General features: G+C 69.8%; 16 protein-coding genes and 1 tRNA gene. 4 read left to right on the plus strand and 13 right to left on the minus strand.

The genetic code is table 11. The features are described 5' to 3' along the window. Positions 1-4 precede the first annotated feature (4 nt). Positions 5-1,327 (minus strand): HipA domain-containing protein, encoded by a 1,323-nt coding sequence (locus AC1Q7H_RS21120; protein ID WP_013956978.1) that lies wholly within the window; start codon positions 1,325-1,327, stop codon positions 5-7. Next, complete coding sequence (locus AC1Q7H_RS21125) at positions 1,320-1,640, minus strand: helix-turn-helix domain-containing protein (RefSeq protein WP_013956979.1); 321 nt, start codon at positions 1,638-1,640, stop codon at positions 1,320-1,322. The genes AC1Q7H_RS21120 and AC1Q7H_RS21125 overlap by 8 nt, the downstream gene beginning before the upstream one ends. Before the next feature lie 329 nt (positions 1,641-1,969). On the opposite strand from AC1Q7H_RS21125, the gene AC1Q7H_RS21130 reads away from it, so the two are divergent. The 3 genes from AC1Q7H_RS21130 (at position 1,970) to AC1Q7H_RS21140 (ending at position 4,775) form a co-directional block, all read left to right on the plus strand. Further along, on the plus strand, positions 1,970-2,986 hold the full coding sequence (locus AC1Q7H_RS21130; RefSeq protein WP_492381688.1) for a tripartite tricarboxylate transporter substrate binding protein: 1,017 nt from the start codon (positions 1,970-1,972) through the stop codon (positions 2,984-2,986). A gap of 65 nt (positions 2,987-3,051) precedes the next feature. Further along, complete coding sequence (locus AC1Q7H_RS21135; protein WP_013956981.1) at positions 3,052-4,602, plus strand: class I adenylate-forming enzyme family protein; 1,551 nt, start codon at positions 3,052-3,054, stop codon at positions 4,600-4,602. Between the two features lie 96 nt (positions 4,603-4,698). Then, a tRNA-Val gene (locus AC1Q7H_RS21140) sits at positions 4,699-4,775 on the plus strand. A 64-nt stretch (positions 4,776-4,839) separates the two neighbouring features. Here AC1Q7H_RS21140 and AC1Q7H_RS21145 read toward each other — a convergent pair. The 3 genes from AC1Q7H_RS21145 to AC1Q7H_RS21155 are packed head-to-tail and all read right to left on the minus strand — an operon-like array spanning position 4,840 to position 8,023. Beyond that, complete coding sequence (locus tag AC1Q7H_RS21145; protein WP_153954598.1) at positions 4,840-5,988, minus strand: CaiB/BaiF CoA transferase family protein; 1,149 nt, start codon at positions 5,986-5,988, stop codon at positions 4,840-4,842. Positions 5,989-6,002: 14 nt separating this feature from the next. Further along, positions 6,003-7,016: an NADPH:quinone oxidoreductase family protein gene (locus AC1Q7H_RS21150; protein WP_492378495.1), complete on the minus strand. Its 1,014-nt coding sequence runs from the start codon at positions 7,014-7,016 to the stop codon at positions 6,003-6,005. 11 nt (positions 7,017-7,027) lie between these two features. After that, positions 7,028-8,023, minus strand: a complete 996-nt coding sequence (locus AC1Q7H_RS21155) for a Bug family tripartite tricarboxylate transporter substrate binding protein (RefSeq protein ID WP_153954600.1) — start codon at positions 8,021-8,023, stop codon at positions 7,028-7,030. Positions 8,024-8,266: 243 nt separating this feature from the next. Between AC1Q7H_RS21155 and AC1Q7H_RS21160 the strand changes: the two genes are divergently transcribed. Then, complete coding sequence (locus AC1Q7H_RS21160) at positions 8,267-9,166, plus strand: LysR family transcriptional regulator (protein WP_492381689.1); 900 nt, start codon at positions 8,267-8,269, stop codon at positions 9,164-9,166. A 12-nt stretch (positions 9,167-9,178) separates the two neighbouring features. Here the strand turns inward: AC1Q7H_RS21160 and AC1Q7H_RS21165 are convergent, their stop codons facing one another. The 8 genes from AC1Q7H_RS21165 to AC1Q7H_RS21200 form a co-directional block, all read right to left on the minus strand. Beyond that, positions 9,179-10,141, minus strand: a complete 963-nt coding sequence (locus tag AC1Q7H_RS21165) for a phosphatidate cytidylyltransferase (protein WP_153954602.1) — start codon at positions 10,139-10,141, stop codon at positions 9,179-9,181. Beyond that, a complete protein-coding gene (locus AC1Q7H_RS21170) occupies positions 10,138-10,764 on the minus strand; it encodes a lysophospholipid acyltransferase family protein (protein WP_211979789.1) in 627 nt (208 codons plus the stop codon). Before AC1Q7H_RS21170 ends, AC1Q7H_RS21165 begins: the two co-directional genes overlap by 4 nt. Before the next feature lie 6 nt (positions 10,765-10,770). Next, a complete protein-coding gene (locus AC1Q7H_RS21175; protein ID WP_013956988.1) occupies positions 10,771-11,202 on the minus strand; it encodes a hypothetical protein in 432 nt (143 codons plus the stop codon). Then, entirely contained in the window at positions 11,192-12,583 is a 1,392-nt protein-coding gene (locus AC1Q7H_RS21180) for a phosphatase PAP2/dual specificity phosphatase family protein (protein ID WP_211979790.1), read from the minus strand. Before AC1Q7H_RS21180 ends, AC1Q7H_RS21175 begins: the two co-directional genes overlap by 11 nt. Continuing rightward, positions 12,580-14,349: a bifunctional alpha/beta hydrolase/class I SAM-dependent methyltransferase gene (locus AC1Q7H_RS21185; RefSeq protein ID WP_153954606.1), complete on the minus strand. Its 1,770-nt coding sequence runs from the start codon at positions 14,347-14,349 to the stop codon at positions 12,580-12,582. Before AC1Q7H_RS21185 ends, AC1Q7H_RS21180 begins: the two co-directional genes overlap by 4 nt. A 4-nt stretch (positions 14,350-14,353) precedes the next feature. After that, positions 14,354-14,980 (minus strand): CDP-alcohol phosphatidyltransferase family protein, encoded by a 627-nt coding sequence (locus AC1Q7H_RS21190; RefSeq protein WP_013956991.1) that lies wholly within the window; start codon positions 14,978-14,980, stop codon positions 14,354-14,356. A 241-nt stretch (positions 14,981-15,221) separates the two neighbouring features. Beyond that, positions 15,222-16,292: a M14 family metallopeptidase gene (locus AC1Q7H_RS21195; protein ID WP_211979791.1), complete on the minus strand. Its 1,071-nt coding sequence runs from the start codon at positions 16,290-16,292 to the stop codon at positions 15,222-15,224. A 63-nt stretch (positions 16,293-16,355) separates the two neighbouring features. Then, positions 16,356-17,120 carry a hypothetical protein gene (locus tag AC1Q7H_RS21200; RefSeq protein WP_153954608.1) on the minus strand — a complete coding sequence of 255 codons (765 nt, stop codon included), beginning with the start codon at positions 17,118-17,120 and terminating at the stop codon, positions 16,356-16,358. Between the last annotated feature and the right edge of the window lie 49 nt (positions 17,121-17,169).

Below are 17,169 nucleotides of genomic sequence, written 5' to 3' on the forward strand. Positions count from 1 at the left end.
AGACTCAGGCCGCGGAAAGCGCCCGCACCATGTCGGCGATGATGGTGAAGCGGATCACGCGCAGGCATGCCAGTTCGCCGGCAAACCCGCCGGTGAGCGCCGGGCGCTCCCGCGCCATGGCCGCGTTCTGTTGCTCGGCCTGCTCATAGAGCGCCTGCGCGGCCAGCCCGATGCCGCGCAGCATGGCGTCCAGCCGCCGCTCGGCGGTCACGCCGGTTAGGCCCAGCGCGCGCCCTGCCTCCAACACCAGCGCGCGCGAGAAATCGCTGTAGAACTCCACCCCCAGCACCGGCCAGGCAAAGCGGTGCGCCTGCGGCCAGCCGGTCTTGTCATAGGTGCGGGTGGCGTAAGCCGCCTCGCTGAGCAGGTCGTAGAACGGCGCCAACGCGATGCCGGCATCGGACACCAGGAAGCTCAGGTTCTTCAGGTGCGCATCCGAATTGCCCACCAGGATGTTGAACACCAGCCAGTCGAACAGCCGTGCACGCGCCACCGCTGGCGCGCGGCATAGCGTTGCCAGTTGCGCCAGCCGCTCGACGCTGCCCTGGTCGTACTTGAAGGTGCGCGGCAGGTTCAGCAGCTGGCAGGCATCGATCGCATGCAGCCGCTGCCACTGCCCGTGCTGCGTGAGGTGGCGATCGAAACGGTCGATCAGGTAGACCGGCGACGGCACATAGCGCCGGTACACCGGCGGCACCTCCAGCTTCAGCCGCACGGCCAGCGACATCACGAACCACTCGTTGATGACCGAATGCGGATAGATCTCCTGCATCTGGTGGGTCGGCTTCAGGATATGCGTGGACGGCGTATCCGCGCCGGGCTCGAACAGCGCGCCGTCCTGCAGCACCACCGCCAGCTTGTGCTGGGCGCCGGCCAGCGACATGCGCTTGACCGCGCCATGTGTAAGCGGCACGCTGGGCAGGCTGTGGATGCGGGCGTCAAGCGCGGCGTCGCTCAAGTGGCGCAGGGCCGGCGCGGTGGCCGGCCCGCGGCCGGGCGGCAGCAGCGTCAGCGAGCCCGCCGATTCCGCCCCATAGTGCGCCAGCAGGGCAAAGGCATCGGCCTCGTTGCGGATGCTGGCATCGCGTGCCAGCAGCGCACGCTGGCCGTCCTCGGGCAGCAGGTTGTCGAAGTACCACTGCACCGGCCGCATCGTGCTGCCATCGGCGAGCGCCTCCGGCTGCAGCGGCAGCGCCGGGCTCAGGGCGAAGGCGTGCGGGTTGCCCAGCCACGCCGCGTCATAGCGGAACGACCAGGCATCGCTGGCCTCATGTAGCTCGCCCACCGGCGTGCCGTTGATGCTGGCGACCAGTACGCGCTCAGCCATGCTGGTCGCCTCCCTTGACCGCTGCGCGCCGGTTGCGGCTACGCGCCTGGCGCTGCCTGAGCTTGGCCAGCTCGGCCGCTACCAGCGGTGCCGCCGCCTCCGGCATGTCGACCACCACGCGCAGGCCAAGCCCTTCCAGCACCTGGAACAGCTTGCCCCACTGGATGCCTTCGGCCCCGTTCTCCACGCGCACCATGAAGTTCTCGCTGACGCCGATGGCGCCTGCGGCATCGTCCTGGCGCAGGCCTTGCGCCTTGCGGGCAGCGCGCACGAAGGCGCCGATATCGCCGGGTTCGGTGAGGGTCACTGGCACAAAAATCTCCTTGATTGCAAAGACTTTAGTGTCTTCAGGCGGGAAAATCAAGAAATCTCCCTGATTGCAAAGATTCAAGCCTCTGATCGCGACCCACCGCAAAAATCTCCTCATTCACAAAGATTATTGCTGTAGCGGGCAGCCGGACAGACACAACGAATCGCGCCGGTGCCGCCGTACCGCTTCGCCAGCAAAAAGCCAGACTTATCGATTTAAGAATTCCGCTGGCGGGCTTACACCTTTACCGTTTGTGACACCAACATCCCAGCCCGACTTGGCGACAAGGGACAACGGCTGCGCCCGCGGCCGACACAACGAGGAGACAACTGATGGCATCCCTGATCGCATCCCGGCGCCCCGCTCGGGGGCGCCGCGCATGGCTGGCCGGCATGCTGGCCGCGGCCGCCATGGTCACCACCGCCGCCTTGCCGTCCGGCGCCAGCGCGGAAACCTGGCCATCGCGCCCGATCCAGCTGCTGATTCCCTATCCGCCGGGCGGCAGCGCCGACCTGCTGGCGCGCCCGGTCGCCGCCAAACTGCAGGAGCGCCTGGGCCAGCCCGTGGTGCTGGACTACCGGCCCGGCGCCGGCGGCACCATCGCCAGCCAGGCGCTGGCGCGGGCCAAGCCCGACGGCTACACCCTGATCATGGTGCTGGCCGCCCATGCCATCAATGCCAGCCTGTACCCGAAGCTGCCCTATGACACACGCAAGGACTTCGCGCCGGTCTCGCTAGTGGCCAACCTGCCGATGATCCTGGCTGGGAGCCCTTCGCTGCAGGCCACCAACGTGAAGGAGCTGATTGCCGAGGCCAAGGCCGCGCCCGGCAAGCTGACCTTCGCCTCGGCCGGCAACGGCAATACCGGCCACCTGGCGGGGGAGCTGTTCGATTCCGTCGCGGGCATCAAGATGACCCACGTTCCGTACAAGGGCAGCGCACAGGTGGTGACGGCAATGCTGTCGGGCGAGGTCCAGCTGACCTTCGACAGCATCTCCACCACCCTGCCGCACGTGAAGAGCGGCAAGCTGCGCGCACTGGCCGTGACCGGCAGCCAGCGCGCCGCGGTCGCGCCCGAGGTGCCGACGCTGGCCGAGGCCGGCGTGCCGGGCATCAGCATCACCGGCTGGTACGCGGTGCTGGCACCGGCCGGCACGCCGCAGCCCGTGATCGACCGGCTCAGCACCGAGATTGCCACGGTGCTGCGCCAGCCCGAACTGAAGGCCACGCTGGCCGCCAACGGCTATGAGCCGGTGGGCTCGACGCCCGCCGCGCTGCGCACCCATATCGACGCCGAGATCAACCGCTGGAGCAAGGTGGTGAAGGAGTCCGGCGCACAGATCCAGTAAGTCTGCTTCGATCCATCATCGCTCTTCGGGTGCGCCACGCTGGCACCCGCATCTCCTTGCCGAACATGACCCAACCGACCCCGCTTCTACGCCCCTTCACCACCATGTCCGTGCTCGTGCGCGAGCACGCCACGCAGCGCCCCGCACAGCGCGCCCTGATGCATGGCGAGCGCGTGCTCGACTATGCCGGTCTAGATGCCGCCATGGACCGCATCGCCGCGGCGCTGGCCCGCGACGGCGTGCGCCCCGGCGAAGCCATCGCCATCTGCGCGTCGTCCTCGATCGAATACGCCGCGGTGTACCTGGGCGCGGTGCGCGCCGGCGTGGTCGTGGCGCCGCTGGCGCCGTCATCCACGCCGGACAGCCTGGCCGGCATGGTTGCCGACGCGGGCGCGCGCATCCTGTTCGCGGATGCCACCGTGGCCGACGTGCTGCAGCCCGTGCGCGGCCAGCTGGCCGCCACGCCCATCGTCACGCTGGACGGCAGCGACGCAGGCCAGCCGTACCAGGCCTGGCTGGCACCCGCCGGCACGCCGGTGACCGAGCCCGGGATCCGCCCCGAGATGCCGCTCAACATCATCTATTCCTCCGGCACCACCGGCACCCCCAAGGGCATCGTGCAGTCGCACGGCATGCGCTGGGCCCATGTGTCGCGCGGCGCCGCCACCGGCTACGGCACGCATGCCATCACGCTGCTGTCGACGCCGCTGTACTCCAACACCACGCTGGCCAGCTTCTTCCCGACCATCGGCCTGGGCGGCACGGCGATCCTGATGACCAAGTTCGATGCGGGCCAGTACCTGGCGCTGGCACAGCAGCATCGCGCCACGCACACCATGCTGGTGCCGGTGCAGTACCAGCGGCTGCTGGCACATCCGGAGTTCGACCGCCATGACCTGTCGTCCTTCCAGCAGAAGTTCTGCACCAGCGCGCCGTTCAGCCCCGCCCTGAAGGCCGAAGTGCTGCGGCGCTGGCCGGGCGCGCTGACCGAGCTGTACGGCATGACCGAAGGCGGCGGCGGCTGCCTGCTGTTCGCCGACCAGTTCCCCGACAAGCTGCATACCGTGGGGCGCCCCGCCACCGGTGCCGATGTGCGCATCATCGACGACGAGGGCCGCGAGCTGCCGCCCGGCAGCACCGGCGAAGTGGTGGGCCGCTCGGCGGCGATGATGAACGGCTACCACAACCAGCCGGAGAAGACGGCCGAGACCGAATGGCATGACGCGCAGGGCCAGCGCTTTATCCGCACCGGCGATATCGGCCACTTCGACGAAGACGGCTTCCTGGTGCTGATGGACCGCAAGAAGGACATGATCATCTCGGGCGGCTTCAACATCTACCCGAGCGATCTCGAGGCGGTGGTGCGCGAACACCCGGCGGTGGCAGACGTGTCGGTGGTGGGCGTGCCGTCGGAGCGCTGGGGCGAGACCCCGGTGGCCTTCGTCGCGCTGCGCGCCGGCGGCGGCGCCACGGCGCAGGACGTGCTGGCCTGGGCCAACCAGCACCTGGGCAAGACCCAGCGGCTGGCCGCGATACATGAGGTGGAGAGCCTGCCGCGCAGCGCCATCGGCAAGGTGCTCAAGCGCGAACTGCGCGACCGCATCACCGGCGCCTGACGCGCCGCGCACGGCACAAGCGCAGGCATCCACGCAAAAAGTTCGCGGGGGTGCTTGCGCAATCGAAAAGGCGTCTCTATAATTCGCGCCTTCGCTAGGCTCGTAGCTCAGCTGGTTAGAGCACCACCTTGACATGGTGGGGGTCGTTGGTTCGAGTCCAATCGAGCCTACCAACGCACAACGGAACACGGACGGTACGCATTGCGCACCGTCCGTTTTTCTTTTCCGGCGCCGGTTTCAGCTGCCGATGCCGAACTCCGCCAGCACCGCTTCGGTATGCTGGCCCAGCGCCGGCGCATTGCCTGCCAGCCGTTCCGATCCTGCCATGCCTGGCAGGTTGGCCCACGGCACTTCGCCGATCCCTGCCAGCGGCAGCCGGCCGAACACGCCCGCCTGCGCGCATTGCGCGCTCTCCAGCAGGTCCCGTGCATGGCCCACGCGCGCGAACAGCACATCGTGCTCGGTCAGCAGCGCCTCCCAGTGCGCCAGCGGCTGTGCCGCAATGGCCTGCGCCACGCGCCGGACCAGCTCCGCCGCGCGCGGCAAACGGCCGGCGCTGGTGTGCAGCGTGATATCGGCCAGCCAGTCGTCGAAACCCAGCAGCGTTGCCAGCCGCACGAACATTGCGTCGTTGAGCATGCTCAGGTACAGCCGGCCATCGGCCGCATCGAACAGCCCGGTGGGCGCATTGGCCACGGCCAGCTCCGCATCGGGGAACATGGCGTCATCCACCATCAGGTAAGACTGCAGCGCGGCACTGGTCTCCAGCAGTGACAGCCGCACGTGCCGGCCGCGGCCGTTGCGGGCGGCCTTGTACAGCGCTGCCGACGCATGCTGGGCCGCATAGAGCCCGGTGCTCAGGTCGACCATGTAGAAGGCAATGCGGCGCGGCTGGCCGGCGCTGTCGCGGTTCAGGTGCATCAGGCCGCTGAAAGCCTGCATGGTGGTGTCCACCGCCGGCATGTTCGCCATCGGGCCGGCATGGCCGTAGCCCGAGATCGAGACATAGACCAGCGCCGGGTTGCGCGCGGCCAGTGCCTCGTAGCCAACGCCCATGCGCTCGGCCACGCCGGGGCGGAAGTTCTGGATCACCACGTCGGCCTGCTGCGCCAGCCTGGCGATGGCGGCCCGGCCGCTGCCGCTGCGCGCGTCCAGCAGTACGCTCTCCTTGCCCGCGTTGCAGGCGACCGCAATCGCGGTCTGGCCGGCGCGGATGCGCCCCATCTGCCGCGACCAGTCGCCGCCAGGCGGCTCCACCTTGATCACGCGCGCACCCTGCTGGCGCAGGATCAGGCCGCAGTACGGGCCGGCGATGCCCTGGCTCAGGTCTAGCACGGTCAGGCCGTCGAACATGGCATCTTCCGTTGCCGCTTGTGCATGGTGCATGTCGTGCTCTCCGTTCAGATATCCAGCATGACCTTGCCGATGGCGCGGCGCGACATCGTGGTGTCGACGGCGTTGAGCCAGTCGCTCAGCGGGAAGTGCTGCAGCACGGGCGGTGCCAGCTTGCCGCTGGCTGCCGCCTGCATGATCTCGGCCACCATCGCCTGCACCCTCTGCGCAAAGCGCCGGCGCTCGTCGGTCAGGCCCCAGCCGATGTAGTAGCCGTAGTTGAAGCCGATCAGGGTCAGGTTCTTCACCAGCAGCAGGTTGGCCGGCACCTGCGGGATACGCCCGCTGGCATAGCCGATCGACAACAACCGCGCGCCCGGCTCCGCGCAGCGCAGCGAGGCGTCGAAGAGATCGCCGCCGACCGGATCGAACACCACGTCGGCCCCGCCCGCGGGGCACAGCGCCTTGACCGCTGCCGCCAGCGTGGCCGCGTCGGACGGCAGCGCATGCGCGGCGCCGTTGCGCAGCACCGCCTCGCGCTTGGCCTCGGTGCTGGCAGTGGCGATCACGCGCGCACCCATCAGCCGGCCCACCTGCACCGCGGCCGTGCCCAGCGCGCCGCTGGCGCCATGGACCAGCATGGTTTCTCCCGGATGCAGCGCGGCGCGCCACGCCAGCGCCGCCCAGACCGTGCCATAGGTGACGGGCAGCGCGGCCGCCTGCGCCAGCTCCAGCCCGTCAGGCACCGGATAGACCGTGTCGGCCATGGCCACCACTTCCTCGGCAAAGCCGCCCCAGTCCAGCGCTGCGGCCACGCGCTGGCCCGGGTGCAGCCGCGTGACATCAGGCGCCACCTCGATGATCTCGCCCGCGGCCTCGGTGCCGGGCGTGAACGGCAGCGGCGGCTTGCGCTGGTACTTGCCAGACACAAACAGGCTCAGCGCAAAGCCCACCCCGGCATGCCGCACGCGGATGCGCACCTGGCCGGGTGCCAGCGGGCGGCGCGGGATGCGTTGCAGTTCCAGCTCGCTCCAGTGGCACCAGCGGGAGCAGACCAGCCCCAGGTAATCGTTTGCTTGCATCGGCACTCCTGTCATTCGAGCGTGATGCCGACATCGCTGATGATGCGGCTCCATTTGTCGCGGTCGTTCTTCATCACCGTGGCGAAGGCTTCCGGCGTGCCGCCGACAGGCACCAGGTTCAGGTCCTGCATCTTCTTCGCGATCTCCGGCAGGCGCACGATGCGCGCGACCTCGCGCGACAAGGCATCGACCCGTGCCTTGGGCACGCCGGCGGGGAACACCAGCCCCATCCACGCATCGGGCTCGAAGCCCTTGTAGCCGGCCTCCCGGAAGGTCGCCACCTTGGGCAACAGCGCCGAACGCTCCGCGCCGGCGATCGCCACCGGCACCAGCTTGCCGCCCTGCAGCAGCGGCATGGCCGTGCCCACGGCAATAAAGCCCAGCTTCACATGGCCAGCCGCCAGGTCGGTGGCCAGCGGCGCGCCGCCCTTGTAGGCGACGTGTTCCATCTGCAGCCCGGCCTCGCGCTTGAGCAGCTCACCCAGGATATGGCCCGTCGTGCCCGCGCCATACGACCCATACGGATACTTGCCGGGATTGGCCTTGAGCAATGCCACCACCTCCGGCAGCGTGCGCGCCGGGAAGTCCGGCGACACCGCCAGGATGGTGGACGAGATCGCCACCTCGCTGACCGGCGTGAAGTCCGCGATCGGGTCATAGCCGATACCCCGATACAGCGACGGATTCTGCACGTGCGCGGTGAAGGTCAACAGCGCGGTGTAACCATCCTTTGCCGCGCGGGCGACGTACTTGGTGCCCGTGGTGGTGCCCGCGCCAGGCTTGTTGTCGACAATGACCGGCTGGCCCCAGCTCCTAGTCAGCTCCTGCCCGATCAGCCGCGCCACGGCATCGTTCACATTGCCCGCCACCGACGGCACCACGATGGTCAGCGGGCGCGAAGGATAGGGCTCGGCAGAGGCGGGATCGGCGGCGCAGATTGCCGCCGGGATGGCCGCCAGCAGCATGGCGGCCACGGCTGCGCGCAGCCGTGCGGAACGGTGTTGCATCGGTGTGTCTCCTGTCCTTGCTCCCTTCTGTGGTGCCCGCGGGAGTGCGGTGCGCGAGGGATGCCAACGCAGTCTAGGCCAGCACCCCGCCCGGCGTGATTCCCGCGCGGCGCGGGTCAAGTCCTGCCAGGCATGGCGCAGCGCCGCATTGTCCTACCCCTCCCCCGCTGACACGGCGAAGGCAATGGGCGGCGCTACAATGGCTCGCACCGTCCCCGCGCCATTGCAGCGCCGTCACGCCCCATGCGATTCGAGGATCTTGAAGCTTTCCTGGTTGTCATCGAGCAAGGCAACCTGCACCGCGCCGCCGACACCCTCGGCATGACCCAGTCCGGCCTGTCCAAGACGCTGGCGCGGCTGGAAGGCGAAGCGGGCATGCCCTTGTTCGAGCGCACCCCGCGCGGGCTGGTGCCGACCAGCGTGGGCCGCACCCTGGTCGCCCATGCGCGCCGGATCTCGCTGGCCGCGGGCGACATGCGCAATGAACTGGCCGAGCTGCGCGCGGCGCGCGCGGGCACGGTGCGCCTGGGCGCCATCCCCTACCTGCTGCCGTCGCTGCTGTCGCCGCTGCTGGCCCGCTTCTTCCTGAGCCGGCCGCTGGCCACATTTTCGATCGAGACCCACCTGAGCGCGCGCCTGATGGCGATGCTGCAGAACGGCGAGGCCGACCTGATCCTGGGCGCGCGCCCGACCAGCCTGCCGCCGGACATTGCCTGGCTGCCGCTCGGTCCGCTGACCATGCAGATCGTGTCCCGCACCGGCCATCCGCGCCGCGAGGCCTTCCGCACGCTGGCCGACCTGAGCGGCGAGCGCTGGGTGGTGCCGGCCACTTCGCTCTACCTGCGCCAGTGGCTGGAGGAACGGTTTACCTCGGTCGGGCTGCCGCCGCCGCGCGTGGCAGTGGAAAGCACGGCGTCGCCGGTGGCCTTCGGCGAGCTGCTGCGGCACTCGGATCTGCTCGGCATCATGCCGCCGCGCATGCTGCGCCAGGCCGAGGGCCAGGGGCTGGCCGCGATCGAGGCGCCGGGCATGTCGTGGCAGCATGAGCTGGCCGTGCTGTGGCGCGCCGATGGCTACCTGTCGCCGATCTGCCAAGACTTCCGCGATGCGGTGGTGACGTGGTGCGAGGAAATGGAGCTGTAAGGGCCGGGGTGCTCAGGGCACCCACCAGTAGCGGGTGATATGGAAGAACACCGGCGCGGCGAACACCACCGAGTCCAGCCGGTCCAGCATGCCGCCGTGGCCCTGGATCATATGGCCCCAGTCCTTGATGCCGCGGTCGCGCTTGATCGCCGACATCACCAGCCCGCCCAGGAAGCCCATCAGCGCAATCACCAGCGCAATCGCGCCTGCCTGCCACGGCGAGAACGGCGTGATCCACCACAGCGCCGCGCCCAGCGCGGTGGCACTGGCCACGCCGCCGACAAACCCCTCGACGGTCTTGGATGGCGACAGCAGCGGCGCGATCTTGTGCCTGCCGCACAGCTTGCCCCACACATACTGCAGCACGTCGCTGCCCTGCACCACGATCACCAGGAAGGCGATCAGCAGCAGGTTGCGGCCTTCGAAGCCCGGGATCGGCAGCGTCAGCAGCGCCGGCACGTGCGAGATGCAGAACACGCACACCATCACCGCCCACTGCACCCCGGCGCAGCGCTCCAGGAAGCGCGTGGTCTCGGACGACAGCGCCGCAAGGATCGGCAGGATCAGGAAGGCATAGACCGGGATCAGGATCGAGAACATGCCGTACCAGCCGATATAGACCAGCACGTACTGCAGCGGCAGGAACACGAAGAAGGCGGCGACGATGGCGTGATGGTCGCCGCGCCGCGTGGTGATGATGGTGACGAACTCGCGCAGCGCGAAGAACGACAGCAGGTAGAACAGCACGATCACCGCGGTGCGCCCCAGCGCAAAGGCCGCGCCCATGATGCCGATCATCCACCACCAGGCCCAGACGCGCTGCGCCAGGTTGTCGATCACCGCGTGCTGGCCGCCGCCCGCCACCCGCCAGCGCAGCAGCGCGGTCACCGTGGAGGCCAGCAGCAGCACGCCGAACAGGCCGCCGAACAGCAGCCAGGTCTCGGGGCTCCAGTGCAAAGTGGGCATGGCGGTCATTCCAGCTCCGGGGCAAGCGCGAGCAGGCCGTCGCGGCAGCGCGCAAGGAAGGCTTCCTTGCTGTCCTCGGCGGCCAGCAGCACCGGCTGGCCAAAGGTGACGGTGCACAGCAGGGGCACCGGCACGACTTCGCCCTTGGGCATCACGCGGTTGAGGTTGTCGATCCACACCGGCACGAACTCCACCCCGGGGCAGGCCCGCGCGAGGTGGTAGATGCCGCTCTTGAACGGCAGCAGGCGCGCGTCGGTGGTATTGCGCGTGCCTTCGGGAAACAGGATCAGCGAGTCGCCGGATGCCAGCGCGCCGTGCATCAGCGCCACCGGGTCGCTGCCCAGTTCGCTGCGGGTGCGGTCGATCAGCAGCGCGTGGAATACGTCGCGGCCGATAAAGCGCCGCAGCGGCGAGCGCTCCCAGTAATCGGCACCGGCCACCGGGCGCGTGACGGTGCGCAGGTCGGGTGGCAGGCAGCCCCAGATCAGTACGAAGTCGCCGTGGCTGCTGTGGTTGGCAAAGTAGACGCGCTGCAGCGCGGCGGGGATGCAGCCCTGCCAGTTGGCGCGCATCCCGGTCAGCAGCCGGGCGAAGACGATGATGGCGCGCGCGGTCGCGCGGGCAAGCCACATGGTTGGTTACCTCAGGATCAGGGTCAGCAAGGCCAGCGCCAGCTGGCACACCGTCAGCGCGGCGCTCGCGCGCACCAGCCGCAGCGCGCCGCGGGCGCGGTCCGGCAACGGGCGGCCGGCGCGTTGCGCTGGCATCCAGCCCAGTTCGAGCAGCGCGCCATCCAATCCGGCCAGGTCGGGCTGGCCTTGCTGCGCGGTCGCAAGCGCATCGAACAGCCGGCGGTCGATGGCAACGCGCAGCAGCAGCCAGAGCTGGGGCAGCGCCAGCAGCAACGACGCGGCCGCCAGCGCGCGCGGGACCGGCGTGGCCACCCCCAGCCATGCCGTGGCGACGGCGAAAGCCAGCCCGGCCCCGCCGATCCACACCGCGCCCGACAGCGCGCCGGTGACGGCGTGCGCGATCCAGGCATCCGTGCGTTGCGTGAACTCAGCGTCCATCGTCGGGCTCCGGCATGGCGGGACGGTCCAGGCAGCGTTGCAGCGCCTCGGCATGTTCGCGCCCGAGCACCACCGCCGGCCGATGCTGGCGCAACGCCGCCAGCGCAGCGCCGGCGTCGCGCAGTCCCTGCCCGCGCGCCAGCCATGCGGCGGCGACCAGCGCGCTGCGCGAATAGCCGAGCGCGCAGCTGACCAGCACGCGGCGGCCCTGCCGGTGCCAGGCGTCGAGTTGAGCCACGGCCTGGTCCAACTGCTCCGGCGTCGGCACGGTCAGGTCCAGCACCGGCACGCAACAATACGCAAGCGCCGGGCCGGTGGCTGCGCGCGGCAGTTCAGCCGTCAGGTCGAGCACGGCATCCGCCCCGATCGCGCGCAGTTCGGCGCGGGTCGGGAAGCGGCCAACCCAGATGCCGTCTGCGATGGCACTGGGCTGCGGCGCGCGCCGCGTCCACCAGCGCGAATTGAGGAAGGCGCCCAGCAGGTAAGGCGCCAGCACCCAGCGCGCGCCCGGCGCCATCGACCCATCACGGACCTTCTGGAACCACGCCGGCGCGGCCAGCGCGTAGATCCTGGCGACGCAGGCCAGCGCCAGCGCGGCCCACAGCAGCAGGAACGCCAGCGTCACCGACGCGCCCACCGCCAGCACCGCGCACAGCAACGCCACCAGCGCGCACACGGTGTAGCGGCGTGACAGCTGGCGCGTGCGCGCATCCGGCGCGCCGGCCGCGGCCGCGGGCAGTTGCATCGGGAACAGGTAAACGCACAGCCAGCCCACCAGCGCGCCGGCGGGCACATCGATCAGGTGGTGCTGCCAGGTGGTCAGCACCGAGACCCCGATCAGCGCAAACCAGCCGTGCAGCAGCCAGCGCCAGCCGCCGCGCAGGTGGGCCGCAAAAGCGACCCACAGGATCACCAGCAGGCTGATATGCAGCGACGGCGCCTGGTTGAACGGCAGGTCGAAACCGCCCAGCAGCGTGAACAGCTGGCCCGGCAGGCCGTCGGCCTCGGGCCGGGCAAAGCTGAAGCGCAGCGGGAAGGCGATAAAGCATGCCACCGACACCAGCTGCGCCAGCACCAGCCGCTTGACGTGCGTGAGCAGCGCCGCGCGCGTGCGCCACAGGAAGAAGGAGATGCCGTACAGCAAATCGATCGACCAGTACGGCAGGATGGTCCACGGCAGGAACGGGATCCCCCGCTCCCATTCGAAATAGACCGCCGGCACGTTGGCACGCTGGCTCGCCAGCCAGTTGGCAAAGCCGTAGCTGGAGAAAAAGAGCGCGCCGGCCAGCGCCAGCAACAGGCAGGCCAGTCCCCAAGGCCGCTGCCCCGCCGGCCGCTCCGGATGCGCCCCGGCGCCAGCCTCCGTCGGCACCGTGCTCATGCGCCGCGCCTGCGCGCCAGGCTGACGGTGAAGATGCCCCACGGGTCGATGCGCTGGGTCACCTTGTCGAAGCCCGCGGCCCGCACCAGTTCGTCCATCTCGGCCTGCGAGCGGCGGCGCATCACCCAGGCGGCGCCGGCGCGGTGGCTGGTGAGCGCGCGCGCGATGAATTCCAGCTGCGGATGCCAGGGCTGGCCGGTGTAGACCAGGTAGCCGCCGGGCGGCACCGCGCGCGCCAGGCCATCGAGCGAGCGCCGCACCATCGCGTTGTCGGGGAACAGTTCGTACAGGCCGGAAACCACCGCCAGTGTCGGCGCCGGTGCCAGCGCCGCCAGGCTGTCGCCGTCGAAGGCATCGCCCTGCTCGAAGCGGGCCACGTCCGCCAGGCCCTTGGCGGCGATCAGGGCGCGGCCCTGCTCGACGTTCAGCGGGCTGTAGTCGCGCAACAGGATCGACTCGACCGCGGCCCCGCCGCCATCCAGCGCGCCCAGGGCCTCAAGCACATAGCGCCCGTGCCCGGCGGCGATGTCGACGATCCGCACCGGCATGCCGCCCGCCCGCAGCCGCCGCACGGCGTCGGCGATCAGGGCCTCGGCGTGGACCTTGCGCTGGCGGATGCCGCGCCAGCCTATCGCGTCCAGGTACTGCTGGTCGGCCAACCGGCCCAGCTTGCCGCGGCCCGAGGGGGCGTTGCGGTAAACATAGTCGAGCGTCGAGCCCGAGTCGAAGCCGGTCTCATGGCCCAGCCGCACCCCGTCCGACAGCATCCCGCCCAGCTTCAGGTTGGCCCGCGCCGCGCGCCAGTACCAGGCGGCCAACCCGGCCGGCGCCGACGCCAGGCGGTCGGATTCCTCGCGGAACGGGCCGATCTGGTCGGCATCGAGCAAGGAGCGCGGTGCCGACGGCGTGTCGAATTCGCGCAGGATAAAGCGGCGCGCGGCATCGACCGCCAGCTTGCGGTCGCGCTCGCCGAGCGTGTCGTGATAGAAGCCGTCCAACACGATGCGCTCCTTGGTGCGCGAACCCAGGCGCTCATAGAAGCGGTCCTGCGGCCCGCGATGCACGACCCAGTCAGCGCCGGAGATCAGCAGCTGCGTCGGCACCGTGATTGCCGCGGCATCGGCGACGATGCGCTCCGCGGTCTCGTACAGGTCCAGCAGGATATTGACCGCGATCGGGCGCGTGATCAGCGGATCGCTGTCGTAGCTGGCGATCCGCTCGGGATCGTGCGTGAGGAATTTGGCCTTGACGTAGCTGTTGACGAAGAACTTGCCGCGCAGGCGCTGCATCAGCTTCAGCCCCGGCCGCGCAAAGGGCACGTAGAGCTTGACCTTAAACGCCGGCGAGGCCAGCACCAGCGCGCGGATCGGCGGCGCGTAGTCGTGCACCCAGGTGGAGGCCAGCACCGCGCCCACGCTCTGCGCGATCACCGCGGTGCGTTCCAGCGGGATGCCGTGGACCTCGGCGATATGGGTGGTGAAGGTCTGGATATCGCGCACCGAGTCCGCCAGGCTGGGGCTGTAGCCGCGCTCGCCGGGCGAACGGCCGTGTCCGCGCGCATCCCAGGCAAAGATCTCGTAGCCGGGCAGGTTCAGTTCGTCGGCCAGGTGGGCGACCCGGCCGGAATGCTCATGGCCGCGATGGAACAGCACCACGGCGCCGCGCGCCGGGCCCTCCACGGCCGGCCAGTGCCGATAGAACAGCGTCTGGCGGTCGTGGGTCTCGAATTGCCGCTCTTGCGGCTGGCGGGGCGACGCTCGGTCCATCTCGCTACTCCACAGTGCGGGACTGGGCCTCGGCGACACCGCGGCGCACCCGGTTGGCAATCGTGAACAACGACAGCAGCGACAGTACCAGCCACAGCCAGCTGGCGGCCGCGCCAAAGCCCAGGCCAACACCGGCCCACAGCGCGATCGCGCCGACCGCGAAGGCGCGGTCGCTCTTGCCCAGCGGGCCGTCGTAGCGCCGGCTGGCCCCGGCCAGCGGGCCGATCAGCCCGGCGGCCTCGACGATCACCGCCAGCAGCGCGAAGGTGCCGACCTGGCCCAGGCTGAAGCCCGGCAGCGCGGCCAGCGGCAGGATCAGCGCCAGGTCCGAGGCAATGTCGCCAAGCTCGTTCAGGTAGGCACCCAATACGCTCTGCTGGCCGTGCTCGCGCGCAAGCATGCCGTCGACGGCGTTGAGCGCCATGCGCAGGAACAACCACAGGGGAAACAGCAGGAACAGCGCCGGGGACTCGGCCACCAGCATGCCCAGCGTGGCCAGCACGCCCACCGCCAGGGAGCCGGCCGCGGCGGCCAGCGTTACCTGGTTGGCAGTCACGCCGCGCTGCGCCAGGTCTTGCACCATGGGGCGCAACCAGGCCTGGAACCTGGGCTTCAGTTCATAGAGGGTCATCGCACCGGCCTCCCTGCCGAGCTGATGCCGGAAGCGACGCCGTGCGCCAGGCCACGGCGACGCGCAGGATCATGCGCCCCGGCCCGCCCCGACCTCTTCCGTCTTGTTCTTGGTTATTTTCTGACTGCGGCCCGGCTGCGGCACGTGCCGGCCAAGGCATGGCGGCAGTGCCTGGCTCAGCACTCTACCGCCAACATCGAGACATTACCAGAAGGCGCTTGCTGCCAGATGCCGTTGCCGGCTAGACGGAAGCAATGGTGTCCCGCACTGCGTCGGTCACCTGCGCCACCACGCCCTCGCGCCAGTCGTCGGCATCGCCATAGAAGGCACGCCACATCGCCTGGCGGACCAGCGCGCGCTGGTTTTCGTCGGCTTCCGGGTGCTGGTGCAGCCAGTGGTCGCCGCGCAGCGCCTCCAGCACCTCGCCCACCGGCAGCGTGCCGAACTCAAGCGCGATGCCGGCATAGTCCGTCGTGGGCAGGGTCTGCAGCACCGCGTGCCAGGCCAGCCCGGTGAGGTTGGCCGAGGTCGACGAGCCATCGTAGATCGAGGTCACCCGCTCGCCCCAGATCGCGCGCGTGCGCGTGAGCGATTGCGGCGTGTCCGGGCCCATGTGGATGGGCTCGCCATAGCCCCAGGGGCCCAGCCCGGTATGGACGTCGATCCAGCGCAGTGCCTCGCGCCCGGCGCCGAAGCGCGCCAGGATGCGGCACAGCGTGTAGTTGCTCCAGGTGGCCTTGTCTCCGCCGTAGAACATGCCGCCCGGATCCTGGTACTGGCCGCGGCTGACCGCGGCCTGGTACCACGGCATGCCGCGCTCGGCCACGGCCTTCATCAGCTGCGCCTGGTCGGTGTCGGACGGCGGCCATTGCGCTGGCACCAGCAGCGGCGCGATCTCGGCGTAGGCTTCGTTGTGCGGCAGCGGCTGCGTGAAGTCCATAAAATTGCGATTCAGGTCGACGTTGTCCTCGTTGACCCGGCGCAGGTGGGAAAAACCGTAGGGATTGATCGCATGCACCAGCAGCAGGCTGGTGTCGGCGGCGGCGCAATCGGCAAGCAGCGCGGCGTCGTGCAGTATCGTCACCTGTGCGCCGGAGCCGGCAAAGCCTTCGGCGCCATGCGTGCCCGAGGTCACCATCAGGCAGCGGCTGGCGTCGGCCGGGCCGGCCAGCGCCACGTCGATCGCGAGGTCCTCGCCGGCACTGCCGCGCTTGGTGGGATGCGGGAACTGCGCCAGCGCGGCCCCGGCCGCGCGCGCGGCGTCAAGGAACTTCTGGCGGGCTTCGGCGTAGCTGCGAGAAAAATGGCTCATGGCGTGACCGGCGGATGCGATGCAGGCATTAGACGCCAAATCCGCAGGTCTTGCCACCCGCCGCTAGAACAGCGATCCGGATGCATACCCGGGCGATGCCGGCGCGGGCTCCGTCCCCGGACCCCAGATGCCAGGCGCGGTGAACGCCTGCGGATGCATCTCGATCCCGGCCGCGGCCAGCTGGCCGGTGGTCAGCACCAGGTGACGGGCCAGCCAGTCGTGCAGGCTGCGCAGGAAGCGGATGTTGTCGACGCTGTTGGACCCCGCGATCAGCCATTCCAGCTTGATATGCGCGGTATAGACGTCCAGCAGGTTGGTGGCGCGCAGCCGCGGCGGCGTGGACGGGCTGCGCTCGATCGCCAAGATGCGGCGCACCTGCGCCATGCCGATGTCGCCGGTGCGCTGGTACTGCTCGTAGACGCCCTCGAGCGCCGGGAAGCGCACTGTCGGCTGCACGCGCGGCACCGCGGCCACCTTCTCCATGCGCAGCACCAGGTAGCGGATCGCGGCGGCGCGCTCGGCGGCCTGCGCCTGGGCGGGGTCACGGCGGCGGGACGGGGGCGCCACCTCGGGCAAGGCCGTGCGCGGCACCACATCGCGCTCGGTGTAGTCCGGCACCTGCCGCAGCAGGCCCGGATGCGGCACCGCGGCACGCGCGCAGTCGTCGCCAAAGGGATATTCATGCCCTGCGCCGTCGCGCAGGATATAAGCCTGCCCGGCCGGAAAGCCATGGTGGCGGCGGCTCGCGCCCCGCGCATGGCAGCGCGTGGCGGGGTCGACGAAGTCCTTGCGTACGGGGATCCAGCCCCCGTCGTGTGCCTGGGTCATGCGATGCGGGTCATGCCTAGTTTGCTAGACCCGCCATTGTCGCCGATCT

The sequence above is a fragment of the Cupriavidus sp. GW823-FHT06D04 genome (assembly GCF_058795055.1).

Bases quoted from the DNA above. Each gene is read 5' to 3' on its own strand.
- AC1Q7H_RS21120 (WP_013956978.1), bottom strand. From the start codon at position 1,327: ATGGCTGAGCGCGTACTGGTCGCCAGCATCAACGGCACGCCGGTGGGC.
- AC1Q7H_RS21130 (WP_492381688.1), top strand. From the start codon at position 1,970: ATGGCATCCCTGATCGCATCCCGGCGCCCCGCTCGGGGGCGCCGCGCA.
- AC1Q7H_RS21135 (WP_013956981.1), top strand. From the start codon at position 3,052: ATGACCCAACCGACCCCGCTTCTACGCCCCTTCACCACCATGTCCGTG.
- AC1Q7H_RS21145 (WP_153954598.1), bottom strand. From the start codon at position 5,988: ATGCACCATGCACAAGCGGCAACGGAAGATGCCATGTTCGACGGCCTG.
- AC1Q7H_RS21150 (WP_492378495.1), bottom strand. From the start codon at position 7,016: ATGCAAGCAAACGATTACCTGGGGCTGGTCTGCTCCCGCTGGTGCCAC.
- AC1Q7H_RS21155 (WP_153954600.1), bottom strand. From the start codon at position 8,023: ATGCAACACCGTTCCGCACGGCTGCGCGCAGCCGTGGCCGCCATGCTG.
- AC1Q7H_RS21160 (WP_492381689.1), top strand. From the start codon at position 8,267: ATGCGATTCGAGGATCTTGAAGCTTTCCTGGTTGTCATCGAGCAAGGC.
- AC1Q7H_RS21165 (WP_153954602.1), bottom strand. From the start codon at position 10,141: ATGACCGCCATGCCCACTTTGCACTGGAGCCCCGAGACCTGGCTGCTG.
- AC1Q7H_RS21170 (WP_211979789.1), bottom strand. From the start codon at position 10,764: ATGTGGCTTGCCCGCGCGACCGCGCGCGCCATCATCGTCTTCGCCCGG.
- AC1Q7H_RS21175 (WP_013956988.1), bottom strand. From the start codon at position 11,202: ATGGACGCTGAGTTCACGCAACGCACGGATGCCTGGATCGCGCACGCC.
- AC1Q7H_RS21180 (WP_211979790.1), bottom strand. From the start codon at position 12,583: ATGAGCACGGTGCCGACGGAGGCTGGCGCCGGGGCGCATCCGGAGCGG.
- AC1Q7H_RS21185 (WP_153954606.1), bottom strand. From the start codon at position 14,349: ATGGACCGAGCGTCGCCCCGCCAGCCGCAAGAGCGGCAATTCGAGACC.
- AC1Q7H_RS21190 (WP_013956991.1), bottom strand. From the start codon at position 14,980: ATGACCCTCTATGAACTGAAGCCCAGGTTCCAGGCCTGGTTGCGCCCC.
- AC1Q7H_RS21195 (WP_211979791.1), bottom strand. From the start codon at position 16,292: ATGAGCCATTTTTCTCGCAGCTACGCCGAAGCCCGCCAGAAGTTCCTT.
- AC1Q7H_RS21200 (WP_153954608.1), bottom strand. From the start codon at position 17,120: ATGACCCAGGCACACGACGGGGGCTGGATCCCCGTACGCAAGGACTTC.